General features: G+C 71.5%; 18 protein-coding genes. 6 read left to right on the top strand and 12 right to left on the bottom strand.

Annotated elements, in window-relative coordinates; genetic code table 11:
* The first annotated feature begins 94 nt into the window (after window positions 1–94).
* Window positions 95–445, top strand: coding sequence for an SdpI family protein (locus DEJ01_RS01125; protein WP_181438324.1), 351 nt, complete (start codon window positions 95–97; stop codon window positions 443–445).
* 114 nt (window positions 446–559) lie between these two features.
* Here the strand turns inward: DEJ01_RS01125 and DEJ01_RS01130 are convergent, their stop codons facing one another.
* Window positions 560–985: a DUF3151 domain-containing protein gene (locus tag DEJ01_RS01130; RefSeq protein WP_111039402.1), complete on the bottom strand. Its 426-nt coding sequence runs from the start codon at window positions 983–985 to the stop codon at window positions 560–562.
* A gap of 274 nt (window positions 986–1,259) precedes the next feature.
* Between DEJ01_RS01130 and DEJ01_RS01135 the strand changes: the two genes are divergently transcribed.
* Window positions 1,260–2,891, top strand: a complete 1,632-nt coding sequence (locus tag DEJ01_RS01135) for an ABC-F family ATP-binding cassette domain-containing protein (RefSeq protein WP_111091990.1) — start codon at window positions 1,260–1,262, stop codon at window positions 2,889–2,891.
* 41 nt (window positions 2,892–2,932) lie between these two features.
* Here DEJ01_RS01135 and DEJ01_RS01140 read toward each other — a convergent pair whose 3' ends face one another.
* The 4 genes from DEJ01_RS01140 to DEJ01_RS01155 all read right to left on the bottom strand — a co-directional run bounded on the left by DEJ01_RS01140 (window position 2,933) and on the right by DEJ01_RS01155 (window position 5,743).
* Complete coding sequence (locus tag DEJ01_RS01140; RefSeq protein WP_111091991.1) at window positions 2,933–3,628, bottom strand: SDR family oxidoreductase; 696 nt, start codon at window positions 3,626–3,628, stop codon at window positions 2,933–2,935.
* A gap of 10 nt (window positions 3,629–3,638) precedes the next feature.
* Window positions 3,639–4,130 carry a DedA family protein gene (locus DEJ01_RS01145; RefSeq protein ID WP_111091992.1) on the bottom strand — a complete coding sequence of 164 codons (492 nt, stop codon included), beginning with the start codon at window positions 4,128–4,130 and terminating at the stop codon, window positions 3,639–3,641.
* A gap of 61 nt (window positions 4,131–4,191) precedes the next feature.
* Window positions 4,192–5,223, bottom strand: a complete 1,032-nt coding sequence (locus DEJ01_RS01150) for a YihY/virulence factor BrkB family protein (protein ID WP_111091993.1) — start codon at window positions 5,221–5,223, stop codon at window positions 4,192–4,194.
* 4 nt (window positions 5,224–5,227) lie between these two features.
* A complete protein-coding gene (locus DEJ01_RS01155) occupies window positions 5,228–5,743 on the bottom strand; it encodes a hypothetical protein (protein WP_111046213.1) in 516 nt (171 codons plus the stop codon).
* Window positions 5,744–5,806: 63 nt separating this feature from the next.
* On the opposite strand from DEJ01_RS01155, the gene DEJ01_RS01160 reads away from it, so the two are divergent.
* A complete protein-coding gene (locus tag DEJ01_RS01160; protein ID WP_111091994.1) occupies window positions 5,807–6,547 on the top strand; it encodes an MBL fold metallo-hydrolase in 741 nt (246 codons plus the stop codon).
* Window positions 6,548–6,714: 167 nt separating this feature from the next.
* On the opposite strand, the gene DEJ01_RS01165 is transcribed toward DEJ01_RS01160, so the two are convergent.
* From DEJ01_RS01165 to DEJ01_RS01195, 7 genes are all read right to left on the bottom strand, one after another.
* The gene (locus DEJ01_RS01165; protein ID WP_027464923.1) at window positions 6,715–7,758 is read right to left on the bottom strand and encodes a Gfo/Idh/MocA family protein; all 1,044 of its coding nucleotides are present in this window, start codon (window positions 7,756–7,758) and stop codon (window positions 6,715–6,717) included.
* Window positions 7,759–7,831: 73 nt separating this feature from the next.
* The gene (locus DEJ01_RS01170) at window positions 7,832–8,758 is read right to left on the bottom strand and encodes a prenyltransferase (RefSeq protein WP_071404934.1); all 927 of its coding nucleotides are present in this window, start codon (window positions 8,756–8,758) and stop codon (window positions 7,832–7,834) included.
* On the bottom strand, window positions 8,755–9,207 hold the full coding sequence (locus tag DEJ01_RS01175; protein ID WP_181438325.1) for a lycopene cyclase domain-containing protein: 453 nt from the start codon (window positions 9,205–9,207) through the stop codon (window positions 8,755–8,757). Before DEJ01_RS01175 ends, DEJ01_RS01170 begins: the two co-directional genes overlap by 4 nt.
* The gene (locus DEJ01_RS01180; protein WP_027464925.1) at window positions 9,204–9,536 is read right to left on the bottom strand and encodes a lycopene cyclase domain-containing protein; all 333 of its coding nucleotides are present in this window, start codon (window positions 9,534–9,536) and stop codon (window positions 9,204–9,206) included. The genes DEJ01_RS01175 and DEJ01_RS01180 overlap by 4 nt, the downstream gene beginning before the upstream one ends.
* Window positions 9,536–11,176, bottom strand: coding sequence for a phytoene desaturase family protein (crtI, locus tag DEJ01_RS01185; RefSeq protein ID WP_111091996.1), 1,641 nt, complete (start codon window positions 11,174–11,176; stop codon window positions 9,536–9,538). Before crtI ends, DEJ01_RS01180 begins: the two co-directional genes overlap by 1 nt.
* Window positions 11,173–12,111, bottom strand: a complete 939-nt coding sequence (locus DEJ01_RS01190) for a squalene/phytoene synthase family protein (RefSeq protein ID WP_111039393.1) — start codon at window positions 12,109–12,111, stop codon at window positions 11,173–11,175. Before DEJ01_RS01190 ends, crtI begins: the two co-directional genes overlap by 4 nt.
* A complete protein-coding gene (locus DEJ01_RS01195) occupies window positions 12,108–13,166 on the bottom strand; it encodes a polyprenyl synthetase family protein (protein WP_071404931.1) in 1,059 nt (352 codons plus the stop codon). Before DEJ01_RS01195 ends, DEJ01_RS01190 begins: the two co-directional genes overlap by 4 nt.
* 21 nt (window positions 13,167–13,187) lie before the next feature.
* On the opposite strand from DEJ01_RS01195, the gene idi reads away from it, so the two are divergent.
* The 3 genes from idi (at window position 13,188) to DEJ01_RS01210 (ending at window position 16,162) form a co-directional block, all read left to right on the top strand.
* Window positions 13,188–13,730, top strand: a complete 543-nt coding sequence (gene idi, locus DEJ01_RS01200; RefSeq protein WP_111091997.1) for an isopentenyl-diphosphate Delta-isomerase — start codon at window positions 13,188–13,190, stop codon at window positions 13,728–13,730.
* A 246-nt stretch (window positions 13,731–13,976) separates the two neighbouring features.
* Window positions 13,977–15,026: a magnesium and cobalt transport protein CorA gene (locus tag DEJ01_RS01205; protein ID WP_111091998.1), complete on the top strand. Its 1,050-nt coding sequence runs from the start codon at window positions 13,977–13,979 to the stop codon at window positions 15,024–15,026.
* A 116-nt stretch (window positions 15,027–15,142) separates the two neighbouring features.
* The gene (locus DEJ01_RS01210) at window positions 15,143–16,162 is read left to right on the top strand and encodes a LacI family DNA-binding transcriptional regulator (protein WP_017886425.1); all 1,020 of its coding nucleotides are present in this window, start codon (window positions 15,143–15,145) and stop codon (window positions 16,160–16,162) included.
* Window positions 16,163–16,700 lie beyond the last annotated feature (538 nt).

Consider the following 16,700-nt stretch of genomic DNA (forward strand, 5'->3'; position numbering starts at 1 on the left):
ACACCCGCATCCCGCGGCGTGCAGTGCGAACACCGGTGTTTTGCGTGCAGAGATGACGCTTGACGCAGCCAGAATCTTACGTTTCAATGGGTGGATGCTCTTGTCGGCGGTGATGCTCATGGCGAGCGGCTTGGTCGTCTCCGCCGTCGCCGAGCTGACGGCGCGCGGCGTCCTCGGCCCGAACGGCGGTGCCGGGATCCGCATTGCTTCCGTGATGCGATCGAAGACAGCGTGGACGGTCGGCCACCGCGCTGCGCGAGCGTGGCTGCACACAGGGGCTGCGGCGTTGTTCGGGTCGGGAGTGCTGAGCGCCGTGGCATCGACGCGCATCGTCGAGGTCGCGCTGCCCATCGGGATGGCACTCGCGCTCGGTTTCCTGATCGTGAGCGGCGTCGTCGCGAGTCGAGCCGCTCGGCGGTCGGACGCCGCAAGCGACGACCGCTGACCGGCGCAGCCGTCCCGCCTGGCGCCTCGTGCCCGTGCCCGTGCCCAACCAGAGTCACCTCGAACCACGGGTTCCCGCGGTTCGAGGTGACTCTGGTTGTGCGGAGCGCGACGCCTACGCGCCGGCGGACAGGGCGCGCAGGGCTTCGGGGTCGCTCGCGTTCAGGAAGTCGGTCAGGCGCTCGGCCTCGCCCGGCTCCTCGATCGCCTCGGCCGCACGCCGCAGGGCGAACAGCGCCCGCAGCACGCCACGGTTGGGCTCGTGTGACCACGGCACCGGGCCGACACCGCGCCAGCCGGCCTTGCGCAGGGCATCGAGCCCACGGTGGTACCCGACACGGGCGTACGCGTAGGACTCGAGGGTCGCGCCGCGCGCCCACGCCTCGTCGGCGAGCAACGCCCACGCCAGGCTCGACGACGGGTAGGACACCACCACGCTGGCGACGGGGGCCTCCGCCTCGATCGCGGCGGTCACCTCCGGCTCGGCGGGCAGCAGGGTCTCGGGGTTCGACGACGGGGTCGGCAACAGGTTCTCCGGCATGCCCCCAGCCTGTCATCCCTTGCGGCTGCCCGTGTCGCGGGATTACCGTGGAGGTCACCTCGTCGTCATCGCGGGGCCGCCGGGGCGGGAGACCGACCGGCGGAACGGATGGCGGACACGGGGGTCCCCCGACGGAAGCAGACGGATTGCTGTCGATCACCGGTACCGCTCAGCCCACGCGCTGACACCGTGATCGCGCGCCCCGTCGGGCGCTCCACCGCACCGCGGTGGCCTCGGTGTCGTGCGCCCAGCATCGACACCGGGAGACACCCCCATGCCCACCAGTCCGTCCGTCGTCCTGCACGACGTCACCTTCGCCTGGCCCGACGGCACCGTCGCGCTCGACCACCTCACCGCCGCCTTCGGACGTGGCCGGACCGGCCTGGTCGGGAGGAATGGGGCCGGCAAGTCCACGCTGGTCCGGCTCGCGACCGGCCGGCTCCACCCCACGTCGGGCAGCATCACGACGTCGGGTCCCGTCGACCACCTGCCGCAACGCCTCTCCCCACCGGCACGGCCTGATCACCGCTGGCGCGTCGATCAGGAACCGGCGGCGTGGGCCCACGCAGGCGAGGACGACACCGTCGCCGACCTGCTCGGCATCCGGCCCACCCTCACCGCGCTCCGGGCCGTCCTGGCCGGCGACGCCACGCCAGCACAGCTCGAGGCAGTCGGCGACGACTGGGACCTGGAGGAACGGGCCGCCGCGGTGCTCGACCGGGTCGGGCTCGACGGCACCGACCTCGACCGGCCGGTGTCGACGCTGTCCGGCGGGCAGTCGGTGCTCGTGGCCGTCGCCGGGGTGCGGTTGCGCGCCCGGCCGATCGTGTTCCTGGACGAGCCGACGAACAACCTGGACCGCCGGGCCCGCGGGCTGCTCCTCGACCTGGTCGACGACTGGCGCGGCACCCTGGTGCTCGTCAGCCACGACCGGGAACTCCTCGAGCACGTCGACGAGACCGTGGAGCTCCGCGCCGGGGCGATGACGGTGTTCGGTGGGACGTTCAGCGCGTTCGAGGAGCACCTCGCCGTGCAACAGGCGGCCGTCGAGCGCGAGGTCCGCGTCGCCGATCAGCGGCACCGCACCGAGAAGCGACAGCGCATCGAGGCGGAGACGAAGATCGCCCGACGGGCGAAGGCCGGCGAGAAAGCGGGCCGCTCGATGCCGAAGATCCTGGCGAACGAGCAGCGGAAGAAGGCGCAGGAGACCGCCGGTCGACTGCGCGTCGGGTACGCGGACGACGAAGCCGCCGCACTCGCCACCAAGCGCGAGGCTGAGCTCCGCCTGCGCGACGACGAGTCGATCCACGTCACCCTGCCCGACCCGGACGTGCCGGCCTCGCGTCGGATCGCCACCGTGACCGTCCGCGGACGGGACGTCATCGTGCAGGGGCCGGAACGGATCGCCGTCACCGGGGACAACGGCGTCGGCAAGTCCACCCTGCTCGAGCAGCTCGTCGGCGACCCCGCGGCCCGGGAGCACCCGCTGCCCGAGACCGCGGCCGTCGCCCACGTCGACCGGATCGCGTACCTGCCGCAGCGGAAGGACAGCCTGGACGACACCGCCACGGTGCTCGACAACGTGCGCCGGGACGCCCCGCACGTGCCCGTCGCCGAGGTCCGCAACCGGCTGGCGAAGTTCCTGGTGCGCGGGGACACCGTCGACCGCCCGGCCGGGGACCTGTCCGGCGGCGAGCGGTTCCGGGTGGCGCTGGCGGCCCTGGTGCTCGCCGACCCGCCGCCGCAGCTGCTCGTGCTCGACGAGCCGACGAACGACCTCGACCTGACGAGCGTCGACCAGCTCGTCAACGCGCTGCGGGCCTACCGGGGAGCACTCGTCGTGGTGAGCCACGACGAGACGTTCCTGGAACGGCTCGAGCTCGACGAACGGATCGAGCTGCGGTAGTCGGTAGTCGTCGCCGTCAGCGCGTCAGCGCCGTCCGAACATCAGCGCCGTCGGGTCGGCCGGATCGCGAGGGACTCGACGGTGCCGCGCTCAGGCAGGTCGACGACGGTGCGGACCGCGGCGGCCACGTCCTCCGGCGCCAGGTAGTAGTCGGTGTCGTAGGACTCTCCGAGCTTCGCCACGAGCTGCCGCTGCATGTCCGAGTCGGTCCGGCCCGGGTGCACGCTCGACACCCGCACGCCGTTCGCCCGCTCCTCTTCGCGCAGGGCGTCGGCGAAGGCCCGCAGCGCGAACTTCGACGCCGCGTACACGCCACCGGCGGGGCCCGAGTGGAACCCGGAGCCGCTGTTGATCGGTACGACGATGCCCCGGGCCGCCCGCAGTGCCGGCAGCGCCAGCCGGGTGAGCTCGGCGACCGCGAACACGTTCGTCGCGAAGACCTGCTCCCACACCGCGCGCGGGGTGTCGGCGACGGTGGTGCCCTGCTCGACACCGGCCGAGTGCACGAGGACGTCGAGCCGATCCGGCAGCGCGGGGACCTCGCCCGCGCCCAGGTCACCGACGAACGGCGCCGCGCTCGGCAGCTCCTGGACGAGGGCGTCCACGGCGTCGGCGGACCGGCCGCCGACGAGCACGTGGTGGGTGCGGCCGAGGTCGGCGGCGATCGCGCGGCCGATGCCGCGGGTGGCTCCGGTCACCAGGGCGACCGGACGGTTCTGGAGCTGGTCTGTCGTCACGGAGGCAAGCCTACGGAAGCCGGGCCGGGCCTCCTGTGCGGTCGCGACGACGGCGCAGGACCGTCAGCGCGACACCGGCGACGACCACCAGGCCCACGAGCGCCGCGATGCCCCACGGCGAGCCGGCGAGCGCCGCGACGACCGCCCAGAACACGGCGAGCCCGACCGTCGCGTACAGGAACGCCCATGCCACACACCCCGGCACCATCGCGATCGTGTACCGCCACCAGGCGACCCGTGCCAGCCCCGCTGCGGCGTTCATCACCGTCTGCAGGCCGACCACGACGAAGCTCACCGTCACGATCGGCAACCCCCAGCGATCCAGCAGCGCCGACCCGCGGCGGACCGCCGGTGACCGCAGCCAGCCGCCCCACCGCGATCGGGACGCACCCGTCACCGCGAGCCGCGCGACCCAGTACGTGGCCTGCGCACGGCAGAACACGATCACGAAGAGCGCGAGGACGAGCCACCGGAACGGGAGCCCCTCGAGGAAGGACGGCACGCTCGCACCGTAGCGCCCCGACCCGGAGAGCGCCCGTCAGCGGTGGTCGGACGAACCGCGGTCAGTCGTTGTCGACGCCCTGGCGGATGCGGATGCCCTCGAGCACGTCCTGCGCCCGCTTCTCGTCCTGCTTCTCGATCTGGCGGGTGTCACGCTCGGGGAGCTGGATGTCCTCCTCCGCGCGGATGCCGGCCTGCAGTTCGCGACCCCGCTCGATCTCGGCGTCGAACTCGGCACCGAAGAGCAGGGCGTTGTTCGTGATCCAGATCCACAGCAGGAACACGATGACCCCACCGAGGGAGCCGTACGTGGCGTTGTAGTTCGAGAAGTTCCCGACGTAGAACCCGAAGCCGACGCTCGCGATGATCCAGATGAGGAGCGCCAGGATCGAGCCGCCGCTGACCCAGGTGAACTTCGGCTGCTTGACGTTCGGCGACCAGTAGTAGAGCACCGCGACGACGATGATCGCGATGACGAGCAGGATCGGCCACTGCACGATCGACAGGACGGTGACGGCCACGTCGCCGAGACCGATGACGTCGCCGAAGCTGCGGGCGAGCGGCGCGCTCACCAGGACCAGCAGACCGACCACGAGCAGGACGACGGTGGTGACGGTCACGCCGAGCATGGTCGGGCGGAGCTTCCAGATCGGGCGGCCCTCGCGGACGTTGTAGATCCGGTTCATGGCACGGCCGAAGGCGCCGACGTACCCGGAGGCCGACCAGAGGGCGCCGAGCAGACCGACGATGAACGTCACCGGCGCAGCGGGCGAGCGGACCAGGCCGTTCACCGGCTCCTTCAGCAGGCTCGCGACGTCACCGCCGCCGACGTTGCGGATCACCTGGAGCAGGGTCTCGATGGTCTTCGCCGGGTCCGACACCAGGCCCAGGATCGACACGACCGCCAGCAGCCCGGGGAACAGCGCGAGCACGGAGTAGTACGTCAGGCTCGCCGCCAGGTCGGTGCACTGGTCGCTCGTGAACTCGCGCAGCGTCTTCTTCAGCGTGTAGACGAGCGTCGGCTTCTTGAGGTCGGTGGGGTTGTCGGGCTTCCGGGAGTCGTCCGGGTCCGGCTTCTGCTCTTCGTGCGCCATGGGACTAGCCTCTCGCCTTCACGGCCTGCTTCGACCGCTTGACCGCCTGCTTGCGGTTCTTGTTCGCCCGTCGCTGCACCGCTGCGATGCCGACCTGCTGCTTCACACGGCCGCGGTGTGCCGGGTCACGCTCGAGGGCTTCCTCGGCCGCCTTGGCCCGCGCCTTCCGGCCCTTGCGACCTGCCTGCGCCTGCTCCTTCGCCGAGGGGGCGTCGCCACGCGCGCCGAACGGCAGCAGCGCGGTGAAGGCCGAGTTCGCCGGCGGCTGAGCCAGGTGCCCAGCGGGCTTGTTCCGGAGCGCGATGCCGAGGACGATCGCCGCGACACCGGTCAGCCCGGTGATGCCCATCGCCACCAGCGGCGTGGGGTCGCGGTGCCACCGCTGCTTCGTCTTGGCGACCGCGAGCCGCGTCCGGGCGGGCAGGTCCGCGCGTCGCTTCAGCTCCGTCACGGTGTCCGTGATGCCCTCGCGGGTGCGCACGTTGGCGAGTTCGAGCTCGGGCAGACTGTCCTTGGCCATTCCCCATTTCGTACACGTCCCACCCGGGATCGTGCCCAGCAGGCCGCGTCTACCGTGCCGCACATGCTCTTACGGGACGCCGCCGAGGGGATCCACCGCCTCGAGATCGCACACACCAACACGTACCTCGTCGAGACCGGCGATCGGTTGCTCGTCGTCGACGCGGGGTTGCCCGCCGCGTGGCCGCACCTGCAGCTCGCCGTGCACGACCTGGGCTACACGCCCGACCAGGTCGAGGGGCTCCTGCTCACGCACGGGCACTTCGACCACGTCGGCACCGCAGCACGGATGCAACGCGACTGGGGTACGCCCGTGTTCGTCCACCCGGGCGACCGGCACCTCGCCGCGCACCCGTACTCGTACCGGCCGCAGACGAACCGCTTCGGGTTCGTGGCGCTCCACCCGGGTGGTCTGCGCCCCCTGGGCCGGATGCTGCTCGCCGGTGCGGTCACGGTCGACGGCATCGCGGACACCGAGCTGCTGGAGAGCCGCGCCGACGTGCCGGGCAACCCGTGGATCATCGAGACCCCGGGGCACACCGACGGCCACGTGGCGCTGCACTTCGCCGACCGCGACGCCGTGATCGTCGGCGACGCGCTCGTCACCTTCGACCCGTACACGGGCGGGATCGGACCGCGGATCGTCGCACCCGCGGCGACCTCCGACGTGGACACGGCTGTCGCGTCGCTCGACCGGCTCGCGGACACCGAGGCGAAGCACGTGCTGCCCGGCCACGGTCCGGGCTGGTCGCTCGGCGTGCGGCGGGCCGTCGCGCAGGCGCGGCGGGTGGCCGGCGCCGCCTGACGCGCGAGCTGCTCGCGAGTCCACGGGCTCAGCGACACCTCACGCGCGGCGCGACGCGTGGACTGTCGGTGAGCGCGAAACGTCACCGACGCGGTGGGCGCGACCAGAGCCGACCTGGAGGCACGGTGCGGGCCCGCCCCGCGCCTCCAGGCCGAGGGTGGTCGCGGTCAGGACGGGACGACGACGTCCTCGGGCAGACCGGACGCCGCGGAGCGGCCGGCGGCCTCCATCAGCGCGAGGCTCCGCAGGTTGTCACGACCGCTCGTCTCGGGGGCGGGGCCGCCCTGCACCGATCGGGCGAACGCCTGCAGCCCGCCCTGGCGGTCGGTGTGCGCGAGCACGGGCAGCTCGACCGGCTCGGCGACGTCGTCCTGCGTGCGGCGGACGGTGACCCGGTCGCCGTCGACCGCGTTCGGTTCACCATCGCGGCTCGTGAACCAGAGCTCGCCGTCCTCGCCCTCGATGCTCCACTCCCCGGCCCAGGCGGTGCGCGGGCCGCGGCTCAGCCAGCTGCCGCGGTAGTTGACGACCGTGCCGCCGTCGAGCTCGATGATCATCGAGGCGACCGCTTCGTCCTGGTACTTGCTGTACGCGGGGTAGCTGGCCTTGGCGAAGACCCGGACGGCCTCTTGCCCGGTGATCATCCGGAGCAGGTCGAAGTGGTGGATCGCCATGTCGTTGATCATCGCGTGCGGGAACCGGTAGTGCGGGTACGTCTCGGCGGGCTGGTCGTTGTCCCACTGCCGGAAGTCGACGTTGATCGCGGAGACCTCGCCGACGACGTCCGCCTCGAGCATCTCCTGCACGACCCGCGGTGCCGGGTACCAGCGGTAGTTCTGGCTGACCTGCAGCACCAGGCCGAGCTCCTCGGCGCGACGGACCGCGGTGACGGCCTCGTCGGTGGTGTTGGCGAACGGCTTCTCGACCAGGACGTGCTTGCCGGCGTCGAGGGCCTCGAGCGCGAGCGGCACGTGCGTCACGGCCGGGGCGGTGATGACGACGGCGTCGGCCTCCACCGCGGCGAGCGCCTCGGTCAGGGACCCGAACGCCGCGGAGGCCGGGAGCCCGAGGTCGGTCCGCACGGCCTCGAGCGTCGGCGCCGACGGGTCGACGATCCCGACCACCTGGACTTCCGACACCTCTGGGATGGCAGTGCGGGCCCAGTTGCCGCCCCACCCTCCGAGACCGACGTGGATGATCCGGACGCTCATGCGCGCACTCCTTCGTGACTGCCGTCGTGACTGGTGACGCACCACGGACGCCGCGGTGCGTGCGTCCAGTCTGTCAGTGCGTGAAGGCGTACGCGATGAGTGCCATCGTGACGATGAAGCCCGCCAGGTAGTTGATCCAGAGGAAGCGCTTCCACCCGGCGTTCGCGGCCTCGGCGCCCTGGTCCGTGATGTTCCACCACGGCAGCACGTTGAGCGCGTACGGGATGACGACGATCGCGGCGATCGGCCCGGGGAACGCCGAGAACAGCAGCGCGACGCCGGCGACCAGGTAGGCGACGAAGGCCAGGCGGACGGTGGCCCGTGCACCGATGACGGTCGCGACGGAGCCGATGCCGCCGGCGCGGTCGGCCAGGACGTCCTGCACGGCACCGAACGCGTGCGAGGCCACGCCCCACAGGAAGAACGCGATGCACACGGCGACGAGCTCACCGGTCCAGTGCGGGCCCGCCAGGGCGAGGCCGTAGATCGCGGGCGAGACGAAGTGCGTGCTCGACGTGAGCGAGTCGAGGAACGGCTTCTCCTTGAACCGCAGCCCCGGTGCCGAGTACGCGATGACCGCGAACACGCTGATCGCCAGGACGAGCCACGACCACGGCCCGTTGCCGCTGACCGCACCGAGCACCACGAGCGCGACGAGGAAGGGGACGTTCGTGACGACGACGGCCCACAGCGTGGTGCGGTGGACGCTCTTGTCGAGCAGGGCGCCCTCGACGCCGCCCTTGCGCGGGTTGCGCAGGTCGGACTCGTAGTCGAAGACGTCGTTGATGCCGTACATCGCCAGGTTGTAGGGCACCAGGAAGTACACGACACCGACCAGGAACGCGACGAGCGAGAACCCGCCGCCGCCCTCGACGCCGACCCCGCTGCCGAGCAGGTACGCGGCGCCGAACGGGTAGGCGGTGTTCACCCAGCTGATCGGGCGCGACGACACGAACAGGGCGCGCAGGGTCGACGGCCTGGAGGCGGTGCTGGCGTTCACTTCTTGTCCTCTGCTGGTGCTGTGGTCGGGCCGAGCGCGGGGCGCGCGCTGGTCCGGTCGCTGGCGTTCGTCCGGTCGCTGGCGTTCGTCCGGTCGCGTGCGCCCGTCCGGTCGAACAGGACCCACAGGCTGGGCAGCAGCACGATGGCGGACATCGCGTAGGCGAGGTCCTCGACCGGGATCGCACCGATCTTCGCACCGCTGATGAGCGAGGGGTCGTACGCGACGATCCGCAGCGTGACGATGACGTTGTCGAACACCATCGTCATCACCAGCAACGCGACGCCGGCGATCACGGACGTGAGCACCGCGACCCGGCGCCCGACGGCGGGCCGTCGACCCGCCGCACGGGCCCGGCGGGCGGCGACGACGCCTGCGACCACTGCCACGACGGCCGTGACGCCGAAGAACGGCAGGGCCAGGAGCGCGTACGCCCCGGTGCCGTTCACGCGCGTCGCCGATCGGTCGCCCGCTGCACCAGGGGCCGGACGAAGCCGACCAGGTCCATCGTCGAGTAGCAGAGCAGCAGCAGGAAGAAGAGTTCCTCGAGCGGGACCTCGGGCGCCAGGAGCACCCCGGTGAGCAGGTTCTGCGGCCCGATGAAGAAGATTCCGGCAGCGACACCGGCGACGTCCCACACCATGAAGAACGCGACGCCGACGACCATCACGGCCGCCGCCCGCCAGGGTGCCCGCCAGAAGAACAGCCGGAAGCGGGCGTCCAGCACGGTCATGCCGACCAGGGACACCACCAGGCCGGCGAGGTAGACCCCGGGCATCAGGCGGTCTCGGTCCGGTCCCGCGGGGCCCCGAGGGGCGTCGGCAGCGGCTCGGTGCTCCGGTCGCCGTGGATGCGCTTGAGCAGGACCTCGGCGCTGATCAGGCACATCGGCAGACCGATGCCCGGGATCGTCGAGGCACCGACGTAGTACAGCCCCTCGACCTTCTTCGACGCGTTCTTCTCGCGGAAGAACGCGCTCTGCTTCAGGGTGTGCGCCGGGCCGAGCATCGAGCCGTTCCAGGCGTTCAGGTCGTCGGCGAAGTCGCGCGGGCCGATCGTCCGTCGGACCCGGATGCGGTCGCGCAGGTCCGGCACCCCGGCGCGCTCGGCCAGCACGTCGATGGCACGGTCGGCGATCTGCTCGACCTGGTAGTCGCCGGCTCCGTCGATGCCGCCCTTGCCGATCGACAGGTCGGCGGGCAGCGGCACCAGGATGAACAGGTTGCTGGTGCCGGGCGGGGAGACGCTCGGGTCGGTCTCGGACGGGGCGCAGACGTAGATCGAGGCGGGGTCCGGCACGTGCCGGTCGTCCCCGAAGATGGCGCCGAAGTTCGCCTTCCAGTCCGCGGTGAACATCAGGGTGTGGTGCAGCAGGCCCGGCGTCGGACCGTCGATGCCGAGGTACACGAGCACCGCGCTCGGGCCCGGGTCGCGCTTCTTCCAGTGGTCGGCGCCGTGGGTGCGGTGCTCACGCTCGAGCAGCTGCATCTCGGTGTGCTGCATGTCGGCAGCGCTGACCACGAGGTCGGCGGGGGCCGTGTGCTGCACGCCGTCGCGGTCGCGGTGGACGACCCCGGTGGCGACGCCGTCCTCGACGACGATCCGCTCGACCTTCGCACCGGCGATGATCTTCGCGCCCTCGGCCCGGGCGACCCGCTCGACGGCGGAGATCACCTCGGTGATGCCGCCCTTCGGGTAGAGGACGCCGTCGGCCAGGTCCAGGTGGCTCATCAGGTGGTACATGCTCGGCGCCGCGTACGGGCTCGTGCCGAGGAACACCGCCGGGTAGCCGAGGATCTGCCACAGGCGACGATCGCGCACCGCGGTCTCGGCGAAGGTGGAGAGCGGCTCGAGCAGCAGGCGCGCGAGCTTGGGCAGACGACGCAGGACGTCGGGTGCGGCGAGCTTCGTGAGGTCCTGGAAGCTCGTGTAGAGGAACCGGCGCACGGCCATCGTGTAGGTGTCCTCGGCCGACGCGAGGTACTTCCGCATCCGCTCGCCGGCACCGGGCTCGATGGACTCGAACAGCGCGATGTTCGCCTCGGCGTCGGCGCGCAGGTCGATCGGCTCGTCGTGGCCCTCGCTGTAGACGCGGTAACCGGGGTCGAGCTTCACCAGGTCGAGTTCGGCCTCGGCCGACGTTCCCAGCAGCTGGAAGAAGTGGTCGAAGACCTCGGGCATGAGGTACCACGACGGCCCGGTGTCGAACCGGAACCCGTCCTGCTCCCACGAACCGGCACGGCCGCCGAGCTGCGTGCGCTGCTCGAGCACCGTCACCGAGAAGCCGTCGCGGGCGAGCAGCGCGGCGGCCGCCAGGCCGCTGATGCCGCCGCCGATGACGACCGCGCGGCGTGCGGGCACCTTGCGCCGGGGGGTGGTGGCGACCGTCGTCGGTCGGGAGGCGCGGGGCGGGGTCATGAGGAGCCTCCCGGCCGGTGGGTGGTGACGCGCGACCGGAGCGGTGCGCGTCCGGCGAGGACCTGCGCCGCGAGGCGCACCTTCACCGGGTTGGGGACGCGCACGCGCGTCGTGACGAGACGGCTCGCCGGGGTGCGCGCGAGTCGGTCGTTGAGTTCCTGGAACAGCGCGTGCGCGAGTCCGACGGCGTTGCGGGCGTCGGCCGGCAGCAGCCGGATCGTGCGTGCTGCGTGGTCGAGGTCGGCCTGCACGTCGGCGACCAGGCGGTGCTTCGTGGCTTCGTCGAACGACCGGATGTCGACGCCCGGGAAGTACGACCGACCGAGCACCTCGAAGTCGGCGTGCAGGTCACGCAGGAAGTTCACCTTCTGGAACGCGGCGCCGAGCGCACGTGCACCGGCGACGAGTTCGGCCTGGTCGAACGTCGGCCGACCGGCGCGGTACACGAACGCGCGCAGGCACATCAGGCCGACGACCTCGGCCGAGCCGTACACGTACGCGTCGAACGAGGCGTCGTCGTGCTCGGTGCGGTCGAGGTCCATGCGCATCGAGGCGAAGAACGGGGCGGTGAGCTCGGCGCCGAAGCCGGTGGCGCGGGCCGTGCGGGCGAAGGCGTGGACGACCGGGTTCACCGAGAAGCCGAGTGCGATGGCCCGTTCGGTGTCGGCCTCGAGCTCGTCGAGCACCGTGCGGGCGAGCTCGCGGTCGAGCCCGGCCTCGGTCGCGGGGCCGTCGACGACCTCGTCCGCGACGCGGACCAGCGCGTAGACGTTCCGGATGTGCTCGCGCGTGTCGCGGGCGAGCATGCGGCTCGCCAGGCCGAACGACGTGGAGTACCGGTCGATGACGACACCCGACGCGGCCTCGGCCGTGGCGTCGTAGAGCTGGAGGCGAGCCGGACGGGACCCGGTCGCCGTGGTGGTGCTGTGGGTCACCGGGCGCGCTCCACGAGTTCGGTCACGAGGGCCTCCAGGCGGTCGGCGAGGTCGTACGGCAGCCGGGCGAGCTCGGCCCGGGCGAGTGCGGTGTGGTCGGCGACACGTGCTTCCGCGGCGCCGCGTGCACCGCAGGAGACCAGGGTCGCACGGACCTCGTCCGCACGGGCCTCGGTCAGGTCCGGGTCGCCGAGGTACGGCTCGAGGTCCGGCCAGCAGTCCGTGGTCGCCGCGTACGCGATCAGCATGGTGCGCTTGCCCTCGCGCAGGTCGCCGAGCACGGTCTTGCCGGTCATGGTCTCGTCGCCGAAGACCCCGAGCAGGTCGTCGACGATCTGGTAGGCGATGCCGATCTCGCGACCGAAGGCCCCGAGGGCGGTGACGATCTCCTCGTCGGCGCCGGCCAGGACGGCACCGGACTGCAGCGGGGCCTCGAACGAGTACACGCTCGTCTTCGCCCGCTCCATGGCCAGGACCTCGTCCACCGTCGGCATCACGCCGAGTGCCAGGTCGACGTCGGTCATCTCGCCGGCGGCGCTGGCGAACACGGCCTCGTCGAGCAGTTCGAGCAGCCGCTCGCGGCGGGTGCCGTCGACGCCAGCGGCCTCGATGAAGCGGGGCGCACCGGCGAGGGCCAGGTCACCGGCGATCACGGCGGCACTCATCCCCCGGTGCTCGGCCGTCGGCAGCGGCAGGCCGCCCGTCGTCCCGTTGTCGCGGAAGGACCCGGCGACGTTCGGCTGCCCGCGGCGCGACCAGTCGCGGTCGATGACGTCGTCGTGCACCACGAGTGCGGTGTGCAGGAGTTCGTAGGCCGCCGCGACGTTGGCGGCTGCGTGCACGTCGGTGCCGCCCATGCCGGCGTACGCGGTCATGACCATGCGGGGCCGGAAGCGCTTGCCGCCCATGCTCGCCTTGCGGAGCACGCGCCACAGTTCTTCGGACGGTCGGCCGTAGCGCTCGGCGCGTGCCGACGACACGGCGAAGAAGCGCTCGAGGCAGTCGTCGACGAGCGCGAGGTCGATGTGCGGCACGGTGGTCGCTTCCTCGCTCATTGGCCTAACCTATCGACACAGATGAACGCTTTCCCTGAATCCGTGGTGCTCCTGGCCGACGACCGTACCCCGATCGGCACGGCGGACAAGTTCACGGTGCACACAGCCCACACGCCCCTGCACCTGGCGTTCTCGTGCCACGTCCGGAACGCCGACGGTGACGTCCTGGTGACCCGACGAGCACTGTCGAAGAAGACCTGGCCGGGGGTGTGGACGAACACCTTCTGCGGACACCCCGGTCCGGACGAGTCCTTCGAGGACGCCATCGGCCGTCGTGCCTCTCGCGAGCTCGGCATCACCGTGCGTGACGTCGAGGTCGTGCTGCCGGAGTTCCGGTACCGCGCGGTCGACGCCTCGGGCATCGTGGAGAACGAGGTCTGCCCCGTCTTCCGTGCCGTGACCGACGACACTCCGGCTCCCGCGGACGACGAGGTCGCCGAGTGGGCATGGGTGTCCGAGGACTCTCTCAGGCAGGCCGTCGCCGGCGCGCCGTTCGCCTGGAGCCCGTGGCTCGGGTGGCAGCTCGCCGAGCTCGAGACCGCCGGGCTGCACGTCACGCGCTGACGCTCCTGCGCCTGCCGCGACGGGTTGTCCGACCCGCGCCGCAGGCGTACGCTCGACCGTCGGCAGCGCTCTGGGCGCCGCCACGACGAGACGAGAAGGGCAGGTGAGGCGCGATGTCGGGTGACCATCCTCGATCGGGCCGGCCGCCCGTGTCGGTCGTCGCGCCCGCTCGCTGACCCTGCCCCGCCCCGGATCGCCTCCGGGGCGCCATCGCGCCCGCCTGCTCCCCACCGAAGGAGCACGCACATGGCACTGATCGACAACGCGATCTACGTCCGGGGACGCCGCGTGGAGTCTCCGTCGACCCTGTCGCGCCCGGCTGGTGGCGACCTGACGTGGATCGGGCTGCTCCGGCCCGACCCGCACGAGCTCGAGGCCGTCGCCACCGAGTTCGACCTGCACGAGAACGCCGTCGAGGACGCCCGCAAGGGACACCAGCGCGCCAAGCTCGAGCGCTACGGCGACACCCTGTTCCTGGTGCTCCGGCCGGCCTGGTTCGACCCGTCCGAGGGCACCGTCGAGTTCGGCGAGGTGCACCTGTTCGTCGGCGACCACTTCGTCGTGAGTGTCCGGCACGCCGCCCGCCCCGACCTGGCGGTGCTGCGGGCACAGGTCGAGGCGGACCCAGAGTTCCTGGCGAAGGGGTCCGAGGCCGTGACCGCGGCCGTGCTCGACGAGGTCGTGGACGGCTACGGCCCCGTCGTCCAGGTGCTGCAGGAGCAGATCGACGCCATCGAGGACCAGCTGTTCGCCGGGCAGGTCGACCCGGGGGTCTCCAAGCGCATCTACCAGCTGCTCAGCGAGGTCCTCGCGTTCCAGCGGGCCACCACCCCGGTGCCGGCGATGGTCACGGGGCTGCTCCGCGGTGCCGACAAGTACGGCGTGGACGACGACGTGCAGCACCGGCTCCGCAACGTGCACGACCACGCGCTCCGTGTCACCGAGCGGGTCGACTCGTTCCGCGCCCTGCTCGAGAACGCCCTGACCCTGCACGCCACCCTGGTGTCGCAGGAGCAGAACGAGGCGATGCGCCGGATGACCAGCGCGAGCCTGGCCCAGGGTGAGGAGAGCCGGCAACTCGCCCGGGCAGCACACCGCCAGGGCGAGGAGGTCAAGAAGATCTCGTCGTGGGCGGCGATCCTGTTCGCACCCGGCCTGATCGCCGGTGTCTACGGGATGAACTTCGACCACATGCCCGAACTGCACTGGCACTACGGCTACCCGGTCGCGATCCTCGGCATGCTCCTGCTGATGGGCGTGCTCTGGGCGATCTTCCGCAAGCGCAACTGGCTCTGAGCGGACGGCGGATCGGCGCACAGGTGGCGTCGATCCGCCGGACGTGCATAATGATCTGGCCCGGATGTGAACGTGCACATCGATGTGCCACGACACCCGGGCGGAAACGAGCAGCAATGGCGTCATCGCGGACACAGCAACCGCGTTCGCCCAGCATCCGTGACGTCGCACGGATCGCGGGCGTCTCGCACCAGACCGTCTCGCGGGTGCTGAACAACTCGGACGCGATCCGGGCCGAGACACGCGACAAGGTCCTGGCGGCCATGGAGCAGCTGCAGTACCGGCCGAACCGGGCCGCACGCGCCCTGGTCACGAGCCGGACCCACACGATCGGCGTCCTGACGGCCCGCCGCGCCCACTACGGTCCCGCCGTGGCGCTGCAGGCGATCGAGGACGCCGCGATGCTCCGCGGCTACTCGGTCACGACGGCGAACATCGCCGAGGCGACCGACGCCGCCGTGCGTGAGGGACTCGGGCACCTGCTCGACCTCGACGTCGAGGGCATCGTCGTCATCGCGCCCCAGCAGCGGGTCTTCGACCTGATCGCGGAGCTCGGCATCCGCACCCCCTACGTCACCATGCGCGCCAGCGTCGGCGAGGACCCGACGGCCCTGTGGGTGGACCAGATGGAGGGCGCGCGACTCGCGACGGCGCACCTGCTCGACCTGGGCCACGAGTACGTACGGCACATCGCCGGACCACAGGACTGGATCGAGGCCGACGCCCGGATGCAGGGGTTCCTGCGCGAGATGTCCGACCGCGACATGGCCGTCGCGCCGCCGATCCTGGGCGACTGGACCGCCGACTTCGGCTACCACGCCGGCCGCGAGCTGCTGCGGTGGCGGGACTGCACCGCGATCTTCTGCTCGAACGACCAGATGGCGCTCGGCGTCATGCACGCAGCGCGCTCGTACGGGCTCGACGTCCCGGGTGACCTGTCCGTGGTCGGCTACGACGACATCCCCGAGGCGAAGCACTTCTGGCCACCGCTCACCACGGTGCAGGTCGACTTCGCCGAGCTCGGGCGGCGCTGCGTGGACCTGCTGCTGCCGAGTGAGGGCGAACTGCTCCGCCCCATCGACATCGTCCCGCAGCTGGTCGTGCGCGCCTCCACCAGCGCGCCCCGTACGCGCTGACGCACCTCGGGCCTCGGCGCCCCGGAGTACCTGCCACGAACTTCTGCCCAGGGACGCCCGGAGACACCCGGTACGCCCGAAACGACCCGGTACGCCCTGAACCACCCGGCCGCCGCGGAGTACCTGCCACAAACGGGCATACCTGCCACGAACTTCCGACCAGGTACGCCCGAAGACACCAGGTACGCCCGAAGACACCAGGTACGCCCGGAATGACTGGGTACACCCGAAACGTCTCGGTACACCCGAAACCACCCGGCCACCCGGAGTACCTGCCAGGAACGGGCGTACCTGCCACGAACTTCCGACCAGGTACGCCCGAAGACACCAGGGACGCCCGGAACGACCAGGTACGCCCGGAACGACTGGGTACGCCCGAAAGGTCTCGGTACGCCCGGAACCACCCGGCCACCCCGGAGTAGCTGCCACGAACGGGCGTACCTGCCACGAACTTCCGACCAGGGACGCCCGGAAGCACCAGCCAAGCCCGCTCCGACGAGGCGAGCGCGGCTCCGGACGCGACCACGAACCGGACGGG

This window comes from Curtobacterium sp. MCLR17_040, assembly GCF_003234735.1.
GTDB classification, from domain to species: Bacteria; Actinomycetota; Actinomycetes; order Actinomycetales; family Microbacteriaceae; genus Curtobacterium; species Curtobacterium flaccumfaciens.